Origin of the sequence: Pseudoalteromonas sp. CO348, from assembly GCF_004208845.1 — a bacterium.
Classification (GTDB): Bacteria; Pseudomonadota; Gammaproteobacteria; order Enterobacterales; family Alteromonadaceae; genus Pseudoalteromonas; species Pseudoalteromonas maricaloris.
In genome coordinates this window covers 191,831-208,503 of the sequence record NZ_SGPI01000016.1, presented here as the reverse complement: position 1 = coordinate 208,503, position 16,673 = coordinate 191,831, and the positions used below count along the sequence as shown (strand labels likewise).

General features: G+C 44.7%; 12 protein-coding genes and 1 tRNA gene. 2 read left to right on the top strand and 11 right to left on the bottom strand.

Annotated elements, in window-relative coordinates; translation table 11 throughout:
- Nucleotides 1-23 precede the first annotated feature (23 nt).
- The 9 genes from EXT48_RS07420 to EXT48_RS07380 all read right to left on the bottom strand — a co-directional run bounded on the left by EXT48_RS07420 (nucleotide 24) and on the right by EXT48_RS07380 (nucleotide 10,097).
- Entirely contained in the window at nucleotides 24-638 is a 615-nt protein-coding gene (locus EXT48_RS07420; protein WP_010604796.1) for an FKBP-type peptidyl-prolyl cis-trans isomerase, read from the bottom strand.
- Between the two features lie 119 nt (nucleotides 639-757).
- Nucleotides 758-1,141 carry a hypothetical protein gene (locus EXT48_RS07415; RefSeq protein WP_069022133.1) on the bottom strand — a complete coding sequence of 128 codons (384 nt, stop codon included), beginning with the start codon at nucleotides 1,139-1,141 and terminating at the stop codon, nucleotides 758-760.
- A gap of 53 nt (nucleotides 1,142-1,194) precedes the next feature.
- Nucleotides 1,195-1,285, bottom strand: a tRNA-Ser gene (locus EXT48_RS07410).
- Nucleotides 1,286-1,375: 90 nt separating this feature from the next.
- On the bottom strand, nucleotides 1,376-1,747 hold the full coding sequence (locus EXT48_RS07405) for a hypothetical protein (RefSeq protein ID WP_010379077.1): 372 nt from the start codon (nucleotides 1,745-1,747) through the stop codon (nucleotides 1,376-1,378).
- 234 nt (nucleotides 1,748-1,981) lie between these two features.
- Nucleotides 1,982-5,032 (bottom strand): efflux RND transporter permease subunit, encoded by a 3,051-nt coding sequence (locus tag EXT48_RS07400; protein WP_171039521.1) that lies wholly within the window; start codon nucleotides 5,030-5,032, stop codon nucleotides 1,982-1,984.
- A 45-nt stretch (nucleotides 5,033-5,077) separates the two neighbouring features.
- The gene (locus EXT48_RS07395; protein ID WP_010604799.1) at nucleotides 5,078-6,115 is read right to left on the bottom strand and encodes an efflux RND transporter periplasmic adaptor subunit; all 1,038 of its coding nucleotides are present in this window, start codon (nucleotides 6,113-6,115) and stop codon (nucleotides 5,078-5,080) included.
- A gap of 198 nt (nucleotides 6,116-6,313) precedes the next feature.
- Entirely contained in the window at nucleotides 6,314-7,324 is a 1,011-nt protein-coding gene (locus tag EXT48_RS07390) for an L-threonylcarbamoyladenylate synthase (protein ID WP_130164054.1), read from the bottom strand.
- Nucleotides 7,325-7,431: 107 nt separating this feature from the next.
- Nucleotides 7,432-8,814, bottom strand: coding sequence for an NAD-dependent succinate-semialdehyde dehydrogenase (locus EXT48_RS07385; protein WP_130164063.1), 1,383 nt, complete (start codon nucleotides 8,812-8,814; stop codon nucleotides 7,432-7,434).
- Between the two features lie 299 nt (nucleotides 8,815-9,113).
- On the bottom strand, nucleotides 9,114-10,097 hold the full coding sequence (locus EXT48_RS07380; RefSeq protein ID WP_130164053.1) for a rhodanese-related sulfurtransferase: 984 nt from the start codon (nucleotides 10,095-10,097) through the stop codon (nucleotides 9,114-9,116).
- Nucleotides 10,098-10,305: 208 nt separating this feature from the next.
- On the opposite strand from EXT48_RS07380, the gene EXT48_RS07375 reads away from it, so the two are divergent.
- A complete protein-coding gene (locus tag EXT48_RS07375) occupies nucleotides 10,306-11,637 on the top strand; it encodes a DEAD/DEAH box helicase (protein ID WP_045988801.1) in 1,332 nt (443 codons plus the stop codon).
- Nucleotides 11,638-11,639: 2 nt separating this feature from the next.
- Entirely contained in the window at nucleotides 11,640-12,470 is an 831-nt protein-coding gene (locus EXT48_RS07370) for a S1 RNA-binding domain-containing protein (protein ID WP_039495828.1), read from the top strand.
- A 43-nt stretch (nucleotides 12,471-12,513) separates the two neighbouring features.
- Here the strand turns inward: EXT48_RS07370 and EXT48_RS07365 are convergent, their stop codons facing one another.
- Together EXT48_RS07365 and EXT48_RS07360 are read right to left on the bottom strand one after the other, a co-directional pair.
- Nucleotides 12,514-13,395: a patatin family protein gene (locus tag EXT48_RS07365; RefSeq protein WP_130164052.1), complete on the bottom strand. Its 882-nt coding sequence runs from the start codon at nucleotides 13,393-13,395 to the stop codon at nucleotides 12,514-12,516.
- Between the two features lie 159 nt (nucleotides 13,396-13,554).
- Nucleotides 13,555-16,671: an efflux RND transporter permease subunit gene (locus tag EXT48_RS07360; protein ID WP_130164051.1), complete on the bottom strand. Its 3,117-nt coding sequence runs from the start codon at nucleotides 16,669-16,671 to the stop codon at nucleotides 13,555-13,557.
- Between the last annotated feature and the right edge of the window lie 2 nt (nucleotides 16,672-16,673).

Below are 16,673 nucleotides of genomic sequence, written 5' to 3'. Positions count from 1 at the left end.
ACAGATCCACTCAAAGCATAGACTTAAAGTACGTCTAGTAGTTCAACGTCAAAGATCAACGTTGAGAAAGGTGCGATTGCAGCACCTGCACCGCGCTCGCCGTATGCAAGCTCATGCGGTACGTATAGACGCCATTTTGAACCTGCAGGCATCATTTGAAGTGCTTCAGTCCAACCTTTGATAACACCATTTACTGGGAATTCAGCTGGTTGACCACGCTCATAAGAGCTGTCAAAAGTCGTACCGTTGATTAGAGTACCGTGGTAATGAACACGTACTTTTGAATCTTCAACAGGCTTATCACCTTCGCCAGTTTCAACTACTTCATACTGAAGACCAGACTCAGTTACTGTTACTTCAGCACGCTTTGCATTTTCTTCTAGAAATGCAACACCTTCAGCTGCTAATACTTTCGCTTCTTCTTCACGACGCTGTTGGATTTCAGCATTGATCTTCTCAAATGCCGCTTGAATTTCAGGGATCTCAACGCGGAAGCTGTCACCAGCATAAGCATCTTTCATACCTTCGAATACAGAGTTAAGGTTTAGACCTTCAAAAGGGTTTGCTTTAAGTTGCTCACCCATTTGTAAACCAATACCGTAGCTCGCTTTATCTGCGTCTGTGTTGAATTGAGACATAGTCTTTCCATATTTTTTATTAACAAGAATCTTAGATTGTATCACAGCCAAAATAGGCAAGATACCGGAGCTGCTTGATTATCAAGCAGTCGAGCTATTCGTCGGACACAAAAAAACCGCTAACTAGCGGCTTTCTCTTCGGCGTATTGTTTGAGTTTTTTCATTACAAAGGTTGCAAATGGCAGTAATAATACAAGGCCAATATTAAGCTCATCACTGTACTCTCCCAAGCTACCAACAAAGTAGTGTCCAAATCCAACCACACCAAATAATGCAATAACCACACTGGCGATTTCTGGCCAGAATTTTTCATATTTAGTGATCAGATGACCAACAAGGCAATTGAATAAAAAAACATGCAGCAGCGTCATCGTAATATCAGGGTCTTGTTGCGAATCAATCGACAACGTAAGCGCCATGTTTAGACCACTAAGATAAAAATAACTAAATACAATCCAAATAGAACTATGTTTTATTATTGCCATGTTACTAGCCGCAGACATACACGCCTCCAAACGAAAAAAACCGCCATTTGGAGGCGGTTTTGGGAATGAGGTGGCGGAGAGATAGGGATTTGAACCCTAGATACGCTATTAACGTATGCCGGTTTTCAAGACCGGTGCTTTCAACCACTCAGCCATCTCTCCGTTGTTGGCGCGCATTTTATGGAGTTATCCATCGGTTGTAAAGCACTATTTCGATTTTTGCATTCAAAAGCGCAAATAATAGCCGAATAATCAATAATATTGCTTTGGCCTTTTGGCAATGTAAGCAAAAATACAACTGGCGATAACCATTGCAATCACGATGATCCCCGAGTCAATCATACCAATGACTGCGTTTTTTGCAGGCAGCACTTTTTCAATGATAACCGGAATAGATGAAAACAACACAACGGTACTGAGCACTTTGAATGCTCTGGAAAAATCAAATCGCTTGGTGTAACTCATCCATGTTGTTAGTAATCCTAATACCAAAATAGGCGCTAATAGCCCCATCCATATCTCACTGGTATAACTCGATAATGCAACGGTTGCCGTGCATCCTATCAAGCTCCAAATAATCCAGGCGGTCCAATTTTCCCGTTCTTTTAAAAATAAATTACCCATGACACATCTTCTTTCAATTAGCTTGTTATTTTTATTATTGTTATAGAAAACAGGATTTACTGTCTTAGAGTAGCAAACATACTGGCTATAAAACAACCACATCGGTTGTGACAGTTTAAATAATGAAAAGTTCAACAAAAAGTATCAAAGAATGTGTTACCACAACATTAATCACTGTATAAAAAAAGCGCAGCTATTGCTGCGCTCACCTTACTTTATTTTTAACCGTGGAATTTAACTTTCAGCTTTATCAAGTTCATCCACTAATAATTTGGTTTCATCCGCCCTCGGTTTTGTAAATCTCGCTAAACCGAGATAAACGACAGGTGTGAGGTAAAGCGTAAAGAATACTGCCAAGCCTAAACCGCCAAATACGACCCAGCCGATTGCATTTCTCGATTCAGCACCTGCGCCTACCGATAAAATCAACGGTAAAGCACCAAGCAATGTAGATACTAAAGTCATCATGATAGGACGTAAACGGATCACTGCCGCTTCTTCAACAGCTTGTCTTACCGAACGTCCTTTATCACGTAACTGATCTGCGAACTCAACTAACAAGATGGCATTTTTAGCGATTAAACCAATCAACATCACTAAACCGATTTGCGAATATATGTTTAGCGAGGTTCCCGTAAGATACAGCGCCAATATGGCAGAGGTGATCCCAAACGGAACTGTGATCATGACGACAACGGCACTGTTTACACTTTCAAATTGCGCAGCAAGTACGAGCAACACAATCAAAAACGCCAGCACGTAGGTAAGTAACACTTCGTTGGCAGTTTCTTCAAAGGTTAAGGCTTCCCCTTTAAACGCCAGCGTCACGCTGTCGGGTAAACTCTGATCTGCTAGCGTTCGTAATTTTTCAACCACTTCTGCCATAGGCATGTCTTCTGGCTGTTTCATATCCAGCTCGATACTACGACGCTGCGCATGGCGTTCAAGCTCGGCAGCTACGCCCTCTTCTACAATAACGGCAAGGCTACTTAGCGGAACCAATGCACCAGAGCGGCTGCCAACATAAAGGTTAGCCAAATCACTTGGGTCTCTGATGGTATGGTTTTGAGCTTGCAGCATAATTGGTATGGATTGATCGCCAACATTCAAATCAGCAACATCATCGCCATTAATGGCCGCCCTAAGTGTCGTTGAGATATCACTCAAACTAACGCCAAGCTCTTCTGCTCTTCGACGGTCAATGTTTACGCGGAGCTGAGGTTGCGAGGGTTGATAAGAGATTTGCACTGGAGCTACGTCTGGCATTTCTTTTTCAACCAAAGCCGCAAATTGTTGCGCTGCTTTAAAAATCTCTAAATAGTCGTTACCAAGTAGCGCAAGCTCGATACCACCACCTTGGCCTCTAAGATTTAAACTGTTTGCACCAAAGGCACGAGCAGGTGCACCGGGTATATTACCAAGCGGTCCTCTGATCTTATCGATAATTTCCTGTTGCGAGAAATGACGCTCGTCCCAATGCTTTAGCGGCACAGTAATGAACACGATATTGGGATCCCACTGACCAACAACCGTATAGATAGACTCTATTTCTCCACTTTCCACAAAAGGTAATAAAATATCTTCCATTTGTTTGGCTTGTCTATCCATAAAGTTAAGACCAACACCGTCAGGCCCTCTTGCGAAAATGCGAATTTTACCTCTGTCTTCAGATGGCAAAAGCTCATTATCCAATTGCGAATAGAGCGCACCAGACAAGCTCGCAATAACCACAAATACACCAAAGGTTAGCCATGCATGGTCAAGTACCCAGTGGATCGTACCGCGATACATTTCTGCGAGTTTCACACCAACACTTGAAAACAGGTGCTTTTTGCTATCTTGCTTTACTTTTAACTTAGATGTTAATGCTGGCACCAATGACAGTGCCACAAATGAAGAAATAATCACGGCACCAGCTAACACGCCACCAAACTCCCTGAACAGTCGGCCCGCAGTCGAGGGTAAAAAGGCAATCGGTACGAATACCGCAGCAAGTACTGCGGTTGTCGCAACTACAGCAAAGAAGACTTCTCTTGTCCCAAGTACCGCCGCAGCGCGACGACCTATCCCTTCGCCACGACGACGCTGAATATTCTCACTAACAACAATCGCATCATCTACGATAAGTCCAGTGGCCAACACCAGTGCTAGCAAGGTTAAAATATTAACCGAGAAGCCAAGCGCCCAGATCAGCGCCAAAGAGCCGATAAGCGCAACCGGGATTGCAAAAGCTGGAATAAGCGTCGCACGCCACGAGCCAATAAATACCCAAAGCGTGAATACCACCAGCAATATGGTTATCACCAAAGAGCTCAAGACTTCATCTACGGATGAGCGAATAAACTGTGCATCATCGGAGGTGACGAATAGCTCCAGATCTGGAAAGCGTACTTTTATCTTATCAACGAGTTGCAGCACTTCATCTGAGATTTCAATGGTATTGGACTGTGCTTGGCGAATGATCTCAAGCCCAATTACAGGCTCTCCGTCAAGCCTCACCATAGAGCGAGGATCAGCCGGTCCAAAATACACAGAGGCAATATCCCCCACCCGAGTCTCACCACGAATGATGATATCACTCACCTGCTCAGCGGTTACTGAAGTGGCATCAGCACGGACAATCAGCTGCTGATCGTCAGACTTTAAACTGCCTGCGGGTACATCAAACGGTGCTTGTCTAAGCGCCGCAGCAACATCCGGAACGGTTAGATTAAAGCTTGTCAGTTTTAAGGGATCAAGTCTTACGCGCAGCACCCGTTCTCTATCGCCGTTCAGGCGCACATCGGCCACGCCTGGAATAGTCAAAAACTGCGGCGCTAAGTCTTTTTCTACTCGCTCGGTCAATCCTTCTAGTGTTAAAGAGGCACTACTTACAGTTAAAGACACCACGGCTTCTGCGTCATTATCCGCTTTAATAATGGACACCCGTTCAACTTCTTCAGGTAGCTCTCTCTGTACTCGAGAAACGGATTCGCGTGTTTCGTTGGCTGCATCATCTAGATTAATGCCCGGACGAAATTCAACAACAATACGCGCATTATTCTCTTCACTTTGTGCACGAATGCTTTTTACACCACTGACGCGCGCGACTGCGCCTTCTAACTTACTCGTTACTTCGGTGTCGACAGTCTCAGGCGAGCCACCAGGAAACGATGCGGACACCGTTAAACGCGGTCTATCTACATCGGGCAGTTCACGAACTTCAACGCCGGCAAGAGCAGCAATACCTGCAATAATAATCAATAAATTTAATACAACGATTAATACCGGACGACGAATAGCCATCGACGGTAAATCTTGTAACTGTGGTAACTCCGGTTTAGTCACAATTTATTCCTTCGCCAGTGCATTCGTCACCGCAATTTCTTGCCCTGGACGAAGACGTTGCACCCCTTCTACAACTAATAACTCTCTTGCAGCCAAATCGCCTGATACCAGCAATTTACCCGGCAAACGCTGTTGGATTTTGACATCAATACGCTTAGCTTTGCCATCTACTTCTTTCCATACATAAGGACCTGTTGCGCCCCAAAGCAGTGCGGCTTCAGGAATAACGGCAAACTCTTCACCTAATACCGTTAGCGATACTCTAAAGCTCATTCCAGGCAAAAAACGGTCATTGCGGTTTTCAAAGATGGCTTTAATTTTTAGTGTGCGGGCTGTTGGGTCAATTCTAGAGTCCATTTGCGCTATCTTTGCGTCGATCCGTGTTGAATTATCATTCCAAGGTGTCAGCAGCACGCTATCGGTCGATTTAAGCATGCCATACGCCGATTCCGGTGCCGCAAATTGAACATACAACTTGTCAAAGTTATCGATACTCGCAATCGCGGTTTGGGTGGTAATGCGATCTCCAACCTCAACGTCGGTGAGTCCCATTACGCCAGAAAAAGGGGCGATCACTTGGCGGTCTTCTAATTCATTCTTAGCTTGGATCAAGGCGACTTTTGCTAAATCTCTGTCCGTTACCGCTTTATCTAATTCATTAATTGGGACGGCACCACGCTTTTGGCTATCAGTTAGGCGGTCGACGGTGCGCTGCGCATCTGCAAGACGAATTTTAGCTTCTTCAAGCGCTGCTTTTTGGCGGCGTGAATCTAGCTCCAATAGCAAAGTACCCGCTTTAACCTGATCGCCCGGTTTAAAATGTACCGCAGTCACCCTATCGCCAATTGCGGGATACAAAATAACCGATTGAATAGCTTCAGCATTACCTACTGCCTGAATCTGCTGGCTACTGCTTTCAAATTGAATAGGCTCTGCAATCACTTGCGAAGGTTTCGCCAAAGCGGCATTGGTTATCAGCATAGTGGCCGTAAAAACCACCAAGCGCGTTACTTTACACATATTAACCTTAATAATTTCCATTGTTCTTAGCTATATTTGAGTGTAACAGTTAATCACTCACATCAAGATAAACTATTCGATAACACACAGTATAAGTGCGATAAGATGCAGTATGCCTTGCAGCGTTTTAAAGGCAAGATAAGCCCATGTAAAGTAAGGTAAAGTTATGTAAAGATTGAGGCAGAGTAAGGCGCGATAGGCTACCGCGCCAAATTATGTCTATTGCGCGGCCGCGCGCATCAGTCTGTCGTTAACATCGCGCCACTCGGGCGCCGTTGGTGGTGCTTCCAACAAAATCTCGGTTGCACTTGATTGGTCCAATTGATGTAACCCGTGATAAAGGCCCTGCGCATACTTGGCTTTGTCAGCACCAAGTTTCAGATCCACCAGCTCGTTGTTTGCTGAATTCTCAGAGATCATTCGCTCTATTTGTGATGAATAATACAACACACCGGTATTCGCTTCGCACTGGCCGCTTAGGCGAGCAACTAACTCTTCCGTTGACAACAGGGTAAGCGGTTTGCTTGGTTGATAATGGGCTTTTACGTTACCAGGGACGGCTACAGTGTGCACATCAGGCTCATCCACTTCAATATTGAGCACCGCTTCAAGTGCAGCTTTAGTAATAGGGCCTGCTCGCAAGATCCTCGGTGTGGCTGAAGATATATCGACAATCGTAGACTCAAGTCCTACTTCACACGGACCGCCGTCTAACACAGCCGCTATTTTGCCGGACAATCCAAACAACGCTTGCTCGGCGGTGGTTGGACTAATTTTTTTGTAAGGGTTGGCTGAAGGCGCAGCAAGTCCAGAGTTAATACGCCGCAATAATGCTAGCATTGCAGGATGATTTGGCACACGTATACCCACGGTTGGGTGACCGCCTGTGACTACATCGCTCACATGTGCTTGCTTTTTGGCAACGATCGTCAGTGGCCCCGGCCAAAACGCATCAGCTAAGGCATCAAAATAGTCTGGCAATGTTTCCACCCACTCAGTGACCAAAGACTTGTCAGCGAGGTGTACGATTAGCGGGTGATCAGCTGGGCGTCCTTTTGCTACAAAGATTTTTTTTACCGCATCGGGTTGCCTTGCATCTGCTGCTAAGCCATAAACGGTTTCTGTAGGAACCGCAACAAGATGACCGTCACGTGCAAGTTCAGCCGCTTGCGCCACTGCGCTTGGATCAGTTGCCAATAAATGTAAGGTTGTTAAGCTCGCTTCGCCCACGTGTCTTTCTCGCTGTAAAAAATGGACGCGAATTATAACCAATTTAAAACGCAAAGAGCCAGTATTACTGGCTCCAGCGTATAAGCAAACGTCAGGATCGGTTTGCGTTATTCAACGCTTGCGACCATTACGGTTTTCACGTTAACAAACTCTTTGATCCCAAAGCCACCATGCTCTCTACCATAGCCACTGTCTTTAACACCACCAAACGGCAAGTTTGGTTGCGCCAGCGAATAGCCATTGATGTTCACCATGCCAGTATCAAACTCCTTGATAGCAAGTTCTGTGGCACGTTGGGTGTCTTCAGAAAAAATCCCGCCACCTAAACCATAGCGTGAATCATTAGCGACCATCATTGCCTCAGCCTCATCATTCACACGAATTAGCGACGCCACAGGGCCAAAGAGTTCATCATCATAAGCCGGCATACCGGGTTTGACGTCTTCCAAAATGGTGACAGGATAATAAAAGCCCTGTTGCTTTGGAATTTCTCCACCAAGTGGACAAGTCGCTCCCGCTTTAACGGACGCTTCAACTTGTTGGTGTAATTCATCACGTAAATCTTTACGCGCCATAGGACCTAAGTCGGTGTCTGCTGCGGTTGGATCTCCCACCTTAAGCTGCTTAAACCCAGCCACAAAAGCCTCTCTAAACTGATCATAAATCTCATCAACGATAATAAAGCGCTTTGCGGCAACGCAGGTTTCACCGTTGTTGACAATACGACCTTGAATACACGCGGACACCGCTTTATTAATATCAGCATCTGCCAGCACCACAAAGGCATCGTTACTACCAAGCTCTAGGACGGTTTTTTTAGAAAGCTCAGCAGCCTGTTTTGCAACTTGTTTACCTACTTTATCGCTTCCGGTAAACGTAACCCCGCGAATATATGGGTTCTTTATCAACTCGCTTGCTGTCTCACCATCAATTAACAATGATTGATAGCAACCTTTTGGAAAACCGGCCTCTAAATACAACTCTTCAATTAATTTAGCCATGCCAAATACATTTGAGGCATGTTTCATTACCGTGGTATTGCCCGCCATCACATTCGAAACACTGTATCTAATCACCTGATAAAGCGGAAAGTTCCAAGGTTGTATTCCTAAGATCACGCCTATTGGTTGATAAGTGATAATGGCGTGTCCCTGCTCAAATACCCGATGCTCATCCTGTAATTCTTTTTCTCCATGCTCAGCGGTATATCGGCAAATTTCAGCACACAAAGAAACTTCCTGTTCACCCTGCTCCGTCACTTTGCCCATTTCCTCGGTCATCAGTGAAACTAACTTGGATTTATTTTGCTCAATTAAGTCAGCAAGCCTGTTTAGCTTTTGTGCTCTTTGCGTAAATGTGGTTTTCTTCCAAAATGAATAACAGTCATTGGCTAAGTCCACCGACTTTTGCGCCTCGTCCAAGCTCATTAACGTATATTCATTAACGGGTTGCTCTGTCGCAGGATTAATTGTGGTTACCGTATTTGACATCATAAAGCTCCTTCAACAATTTAACGGCGTAAATCAATTTGTAGATTTACAGCGATAGCCTTTGAATAAGCAAGGAAGACACCAATCTGAAAATAAAAAATATCCCATTGATTATTATGAATTAATTTAATTTCAGAATTGATTTCGAAGAATTTGAAAACAGGAATTAGAAAAGGCTACACACCTAATATGAAAAGTTTGCAGAGCGAATGGCACTTGCACAAATAGGCAGTGAAAGATTTAGCAGAGAAAAGGGACCAACTGGTCCCTTTATTATGTATTCTTAGTACAATGCATCTTTAGCGCTTTTGACGTTGCGCTTCTTTTTGCGCTAGCTTTTCTTCTTTACGCTTACGAATAGCATCCTGTGCTTCATGACCGATATGACCTTCGCCGCGCAGCTTCGCCAGTTCAATTTGCTTTTGACGCTCAGCAAATCGTGCAACTTGCTCTTCTGTTAAGTCTTTGTGGCAGTGGTGACAAGACACCCCTTCCATATATTCTTCGAGTTGTTTCTCAGCTTCCGTGATTGGCATACGACAAGCATGGCATTGATCATAAGACCCTTTGTTTAAGTCATGATCGACAGCAACACGGTTATCAAACACAAAGCACTCGCCTTCCCACATGGTTTCTTCTTTTGGCACGTCTTCTAAGTATTTTAGAATACCGCCTTCCAAGTGATAAACTTCTTCGAAGCCTTGCTCTTTCATATACGCTGTCGATTTTTCACAGCGGATCCCGCCAGTACAGAACATCGCCACTTTTTTGTGTTTTTCTGGGTTTAAGTTATTTTGCGCCCACTCAGGGAATTCACGGAAAGTCTTGGTTTTAGGATCGATGGCATTTTTAAACGTACCGATCTCGATTTCATAGTCGTTACGCGTATCAACGAGTACAACGTCAGGGTCTGAAATCAATGCATTCCAATCTTGTGGTTTTACGTACGTACCAACCACTTCTTTTGGGTCTACACCTTGTACACCCATGGTCACGATTTCTTTCTTAAGCTTTACTTTGGTGCGGTAGAAAGGGCAAGTTTCATCGAACGACTCTTTATAAACGATGTTATTAAGGCCTGGTTGTTTGTCTAACCATGTAAGTAGCGCATCAATACCTTCACGTTTACCGGCAACGGTACCGTTAATGCCTTCTTCGGCAAGTAATAACGTACCGCGAACTTCATTCGCTTCCATCACATCGTGAAGTGGCTGTCTTATCTCTTGATAGTTAGGTAAAGAGACAAACTTGTACATAGCACAAACAACGTATTGTTCTGACATTGTATTTTCCTAGATTTAAGCTTTGATTAGCTTACACATTAAGCATGACGATGTGTAAAGCACGAAAACCGAGTCGCAAACCCGGCGCTGAGGCGCGTATTTTACGGATTTTTGATTAAAATGCAAAAAACACAAATTCTATATCCGATAGCGTCTATGCTTTGGTATAATCTCGTGTTTTTAAAATTCAAGACTTGGAGAAATTGACTTGAGATTCACTGAACTTGGGATAGATACGCGCCTAGAACAACAACTGGCTCACCAAGGGATCACGGAACCGACCGAGATCCAAGCGCATGCCATCCCAACGGCTCTAGCTGGCCACGATGTTTTTGCGCAGTCTAAAACAGGCTCTGGCAAAACCCTAGCCTTCTTGCTGCCTGCCGTACAGCGTGTAATGAAACAAAAAGCGCTGAGCAAACGCGATCCTCGCGTTGTTATCGTAGCCCCAACTCGTGAACTCGCGACTCAAGTGTTCTCTGAGTGTCGTGCACTGTGTGCTGGCACTAATATTCAAGTCTGTAAGATTTTGGGTGGTGAAAACTACAATGATCAGGTAAAAGCGCTACGCCGCGACCCGCATTTTGTGGTGGGTACTCCTGGTCGTATTGCCGATCACGTTGAAAATCGCTCATTATTTTTAGGCGGTCTTGAACTGCTTATTTTTGATGAAGCAGATCGTATGTTTGACCTTGGCTTTGAAAAACAGTTAGACGTCATTAATGACTCTGCGGATCACCGCCAAAGACAAACGCTGCTATTTTCAGCCACACTAGACCATACCCAAGTTGAAGCATCGTCACGTCAATTACTTAAATCGCCAAAGCGTATTATGTTGAGCAATGCCCACCAGCAGCATGAAGACATAAAGCAAGCGCTCTACTTTGCCGATCATTTAGATCATAAAGAAGCACTGCTTAAGCACTTCATCACACAAGATGACGTAGGACAGTGCATTATCTTTACCGCAACCCGTGGCGACACAGACCGATTAAGCAAACTGCTAAATGAGATGTCGATTAAAGCGGTATCGTTGTCGGGCGATATGCCACAAAATAAGCGGTTAGACATTATGGAAAGCTTCAGCCGTGGGATCTATAAAGTGCTTGTTACCACAGACGTTGCTTCTCGTGGTCTCGATTTGCTCTCCGTTACCCATGTTATGAATTTTGACTTGCCTAAGCAGGCAGAAGAATATGTCCACCGTATCGGTCGTACAGGGCGTGCTGGGTTTAAAGGCACTGCGGTTTCATTTGTTGGTCCTAAAGATTGGGATAGCTATGTGGCAATCAAAAACTATCTTGATGAACCACTACGTTTTGAAGAAGTCCCCGGTCTTGTTGGTAAATTCAAAGGACTTAAGCAAAAACCGCAGCAGAGTAAAAATCGCTCTGCAGAGTCTGCGCCAAAGCAAACAAGTAAACCTAAGAAAAAGCCGGTGAAAAAATCACAACCGAGAAAAGTGGTCCCGCCACCAATTGATATTGACGGTACTATGCCGATGCGTCGCAAACCAAAACCACAAACTGACGAGGAATAATCATGTTAGGTCAAATCAAAATGTTAACCATTGAAGAGCTTACCGCGGAAGGTGCTTATTTAAACGGTGGTGAGCTTGGTGACGTGTTTCTTCCTCGAGCAGAAGTGCCGAAGCACAACGAAGAAGGTGACTCAGTTGAAGTATTTATCTATTTGGATAACTTGGGACACGCAACGGCAACAACCAAAAAGCCACTTGCACAAGTCGGCGAGTTTGCCCTGCTTCGCGTAAAAGAGATCAATAAGGTTGGTGCTTTTATGGATTTGGGTATTGAAAAAGACGTGTTAGCGCCTTTCAATGAACAAAAGCCGAAAATGCGCGACGGCTATAGCTATTTGGTTAGGCTTTACCTAGACAACGCCAGTAAGCGTATTTGTGCGTCTAGTGCGCTGGGTAAATTTTTGAGTAAATCAAAAGCCGAGTACGAAAAATTCGAAGAAGTAGATCTAATCGTCGCGGCAAAAACCGATCTTGGCTATAAAGTGATAGTCAATGAGAAACACTTTGGATTGGTCTTTTTCAATGATGTATTTAAGCGCATGTATATTGGTCAGCGCATGAAGGGCTTTGTAAAAGCGGTTCATGACGAAGATAAGATTGATATCGTGTTAGAAAAGCCAGGTATTGGTAAGGTTAAAGACCTTGCGGAAATCATTTATAGCAAGCTCGAAGAAAGTGGCGGCTATTTACCGCTAGGCGATAAGTCAGATCCTGACGCCATCAAGCGTACTTTCTCTACCTCTAAAGCTAACTTTAAAAAAGCCATCGGTGGTTTATTTAAAGATGGCCGAATTGATATCGAAGCGACTTCTATTTCAATTCGCAAGTCTTAAGTACAAGCAAATAACAAGCAAGTCTCAACCTGAGGCTTGCTAGTTACATTACACTTACTTCAAGCATATCACGCCATTTATCTACCGCTTTTAATCCAAGTTCAAACCCCAATTTATAATCAGACTTTAAGGTCTCAGGGCTTGAGCCTAAAACCATGGATCCCAGTGGTCTATTGGGGGCTATTTGAATGACGTTAACATCTTCTGGTGGTGAATTCATAAAGTTAACCGCATCGGCATAGCGACTTTGATAGTGATGATACATTTCAAACATTCGAGGAGATTGATTAACCCGCCGCATGATTGGCTTTAAACGCTCAAGCACTGGCATTTTGCCATCGTCATGTGCCTCAATGGTTCTGATCACCCAAATAGTCTTTGCCCCTTGACTGTGTGCCCAGCGTACGGGTAAAGGATCGGCTACGCCACCATCCATCATTCCGTGACCCGCAACTTTAACGCCTGGACGATATAAAAAAGGGATTGCACTAGAAGCCTTTAAATGGGTAAACATGTTATCGTGCCACGTATGCAAATAATGTGGCTCAAGCGAGTCTAAGTGACTTGCAACCGCATAAAAGTTACTTTCCGGCGTGAGGTGGTTAGGCTTAGTTGGAAACCGTACTTTTCCGCTGTGCTCTACTTGCTGAAAATACCAATCCAAGTCAATGACATTACCACCGGTAAAAAATCGTGCTGGACGGAAAAACTGCTGCTCCGTCGTCAGTGATTCGATAGCGGTTTGCGCATATTGACTGGCGCGAGCGCAATAAGCTGCGAGGTTTTGTGCACCCGCTGAGACACCCACTTTTAAATCAAAAGGCGTAAACTTTTTCTCAAGAAAAGCATCAAGCACGCCCGCTGTAAAAATGCCTTTTTGACCTCCGCCCTCAGCGATAATTGCAGAGCGTATGTTAGATGTCATGTTGTGCTCTTTTTATTATATAAACCTGTACGCATTTTATTTTACTGTGGGCAAAAACCGTTAAATTCAAGCTTTCATAACACTTAACAATAAAAATGCCCTGCTGAACGGAAATGTTCAAGCAAGGCATTTGTAATACACAGCGTGATTAATATATGGTTAGAGTTTGCTTACAGAACTCTCTACCGGCCGTTTTAAAAAGCTGACTAATAGCGCGGGTAAAATGGTGAGTGTGACGATAGTTGCCATAGCAATACCACAAAGCACTATCATGCCAACGCCTCGATAAAGCTCAGACCCTTCTCCTGGAATAAACACCAATGGCGCAAGACCGCATAGGGTTGTCATCGTTGACATCACAATCGGTTTTAATCGCGTTTGTAGTGCTGAGATCACCGCCTCGTAAACACTCATCGCGGTACTCTCAAGGTTTCTGCGGCTTTGATCGACAATCAGAATAGGGTTATTCACCACCGTCCCTAACAAAATTAAAAAGCCAAGCATAGTGATCATGTCAAAAGGCTGGTGGAAAGTGCCTGTTATGCTACCAATGCCATTAATAGCAATTAGTCCAAGTAAGCCCCCTGCCATGCCAAGCGGCACTGTTGCCATAATAAATAGCGGATAGCCCCAATGCTTGAAGATTGCGACAAGTAATAAGTAACACAGCGCTAATGCAACGATAAAATTACTGCCCAGCGCTTCTTTGGTTTTGTCTAGTTGATCGGCAGCACCACCGATACTCACATTGACACCAGGGAGCAGATCGCCCTGCCTCTGAAGCTGCGGTAATAATTCCGTTCTGACTAATTCCTGCGCTTCCTCTAGCGCAACATTTCTTGGTGGAATAATATATACAGTCACGGTTCTACGACCATCAACTCGACGCAAACTATCACTGTCTGCTTTTTCTCGTAGATCGGCCAAAGCGCTCAGCGGGATCAGTCCAGCTTTGGTCACAACCGGAGATTGCGCTAATTGCGAAAGACTTTGCTGATTACCCGACTCAGAAAATAAAAAGACGTCTACTTTGTCATCGTCTAAGATCAACTCGTCAACATAGGCGCCGTCACTCAAGGCTGCGACCGTATAGCCGAGTTCGTCGGCACTCATACCCACTTCAGCCAACCGTTGCCACCTTGGTTGGATTTCTATTAGCGGTTGGTCGAGTGTCAGAGAAGATGGCGCAGAATCCACTTGTGGATTATCAAAGACCTCCCCCGCTAACCGATACACTGCATCTGCTGCCCGATAGAGCGCCGTTTGATCTGTACCGCTGATATCCAAAGCCACCGCTCTTGAACCGCCATCATTACTGGAGATAATCGAGCCTCGTGAAGAAAATGCACGCATTCCTGGGTAGCTTCTAAACTTTGTCGTGATTGCCTCCATCATTTCATCGATGTATTCACGGTTGTATGGTTCACTCAATAGCCAAATGCTACCAACACCAACGGACATCGAATAATATTTTAAAGGTGGCAACGACGTTTTACCTGATACAAAATCGCTGTCATCGTTTTCCAAATGCTTATTTAAATAAGGAAGTAGTTCATCACCAATTTTTTGCATATGGCTGAGGTTATAGCCCGGAGGCGCTATCATCATAGAGAACGCTTTTGGCTCCTCTCCCTCTGGCAAATATTCGGCTTTAGGCATAAATAACCACGCCCCACCGAGTAACAACACACTACCTAATACAATACACACTATGCGAGCACGTGGACTTGATAACATCGCCGGAATAAACGTTGGCAGTTTAGGCGTAGACAACATGCCACTGGAGATTTCCTTACAGGCAAAATTTGCATTAGCAGCAGGCACCACAAACAAGGCCACCAACATAGAAGCGATGATTGCAGCTGAAATCGCAATTGCGACGTCGGAATAAAGCTGCCCGGCTTCTTGCTGAATAAACAAAATAGGTGCGAATACCAACACTGTGGTCAGGGTTGAAGCAAGCACCGCAGGCCATACCTCTTGAACACCGGTAATAGCAGCTTGAAGTTTGTCGAGACCTCGGCGTCTGGCTTGCTCTATGTTCTCAAGTACAACAATGGTGTTATCAACCGTCATGCCAATGGCGAATGCAACGCCGGCGAGGGAAATCACGTTGATCGTTCTGTCAAATAGCAACAGACCCAAAAATGCCGCGATGGTACAAATTGGAACGCCCATCACACCAATAAAGGTCGAGCGTGGGCTCTTTAAAAACCAAAACATCACCAGAGTCGCAAGCACCGCACCCAGCGCTAAATTCGTCCAAACATTTTCAACAGATCCTTTAACGTAACGAACATCATCGCTCAATAGCGTCAGTTGTAGTCCATTACTTGCGAGCATGTCACGGTTGATGCGAGCCACTACCTCCATCATTTCTTCTTTAATCGCCATCACGTTAGAACCGCTTTCCCGTCTCACCGAGAGCATTAAGGCTCGCTCGCCATTGTTATAGGCAATGTCGCGCACTTCATAATGATCAAGCTTTACCTGAGCGATGTCTTTGAGCTTAATTGTGGTGCCCTCACGGTGACTGACTACCAGCTCTTCTAGCGCTTTAGCTGACTCAAAGCGGCCGACCATACGCAGTAAATAACGGCGTTTACCACTGTCTATATCGCCGGCAGAGGCATCTTGGTTACGGCTGCGTATTGCATTTCTAACGTCAACTAAGCTAATTCCACGGCTCGCTAATTGTTCTTGATCTACCAAAATTTGTACTTGATAGAGTGCACCACCGCGCACACCAACCTGAGATACTCCACTGACTCTTTCCATTTCTGGACGAATAAAGTCTTCGGCATAATCGCGAAGCATATCAATATCAAGATTGAGTGGATTTCCCGGTTGCGGCTTTAGATTAAAAAACATAAAGGCATTGCTCGAAAACGCGCTGCTGTATAACACCGGCTGGTCAACGTTTTCAGGATAATTTGGCACCTGAGATAACGCATTACTCACGTTTATGAGCGCTTCGTTGACGTCGACACCAAATGGAAACTCAAGCTCTATCTCTGCCTCACCGGTATTGGCATAACTTGACATGCGAGTTAGATTCGCAAGTGAGCGAAGATACCTTTCTTGCTCTATAAGTATCTCTTTTTCAACATCTTGTGGCGTGGCACCGGGCCAATTGGTCACCACAGTGATGGTTCTTACTTCAAGATCTGGGATCATTTGCACTGGAATTTTAAACGCGGCAACAATACCCAATATCGAACAGATCAATACCGTTACTGCAACTAAAATGGCGTGATTTACACTGGCTCTTAACATCA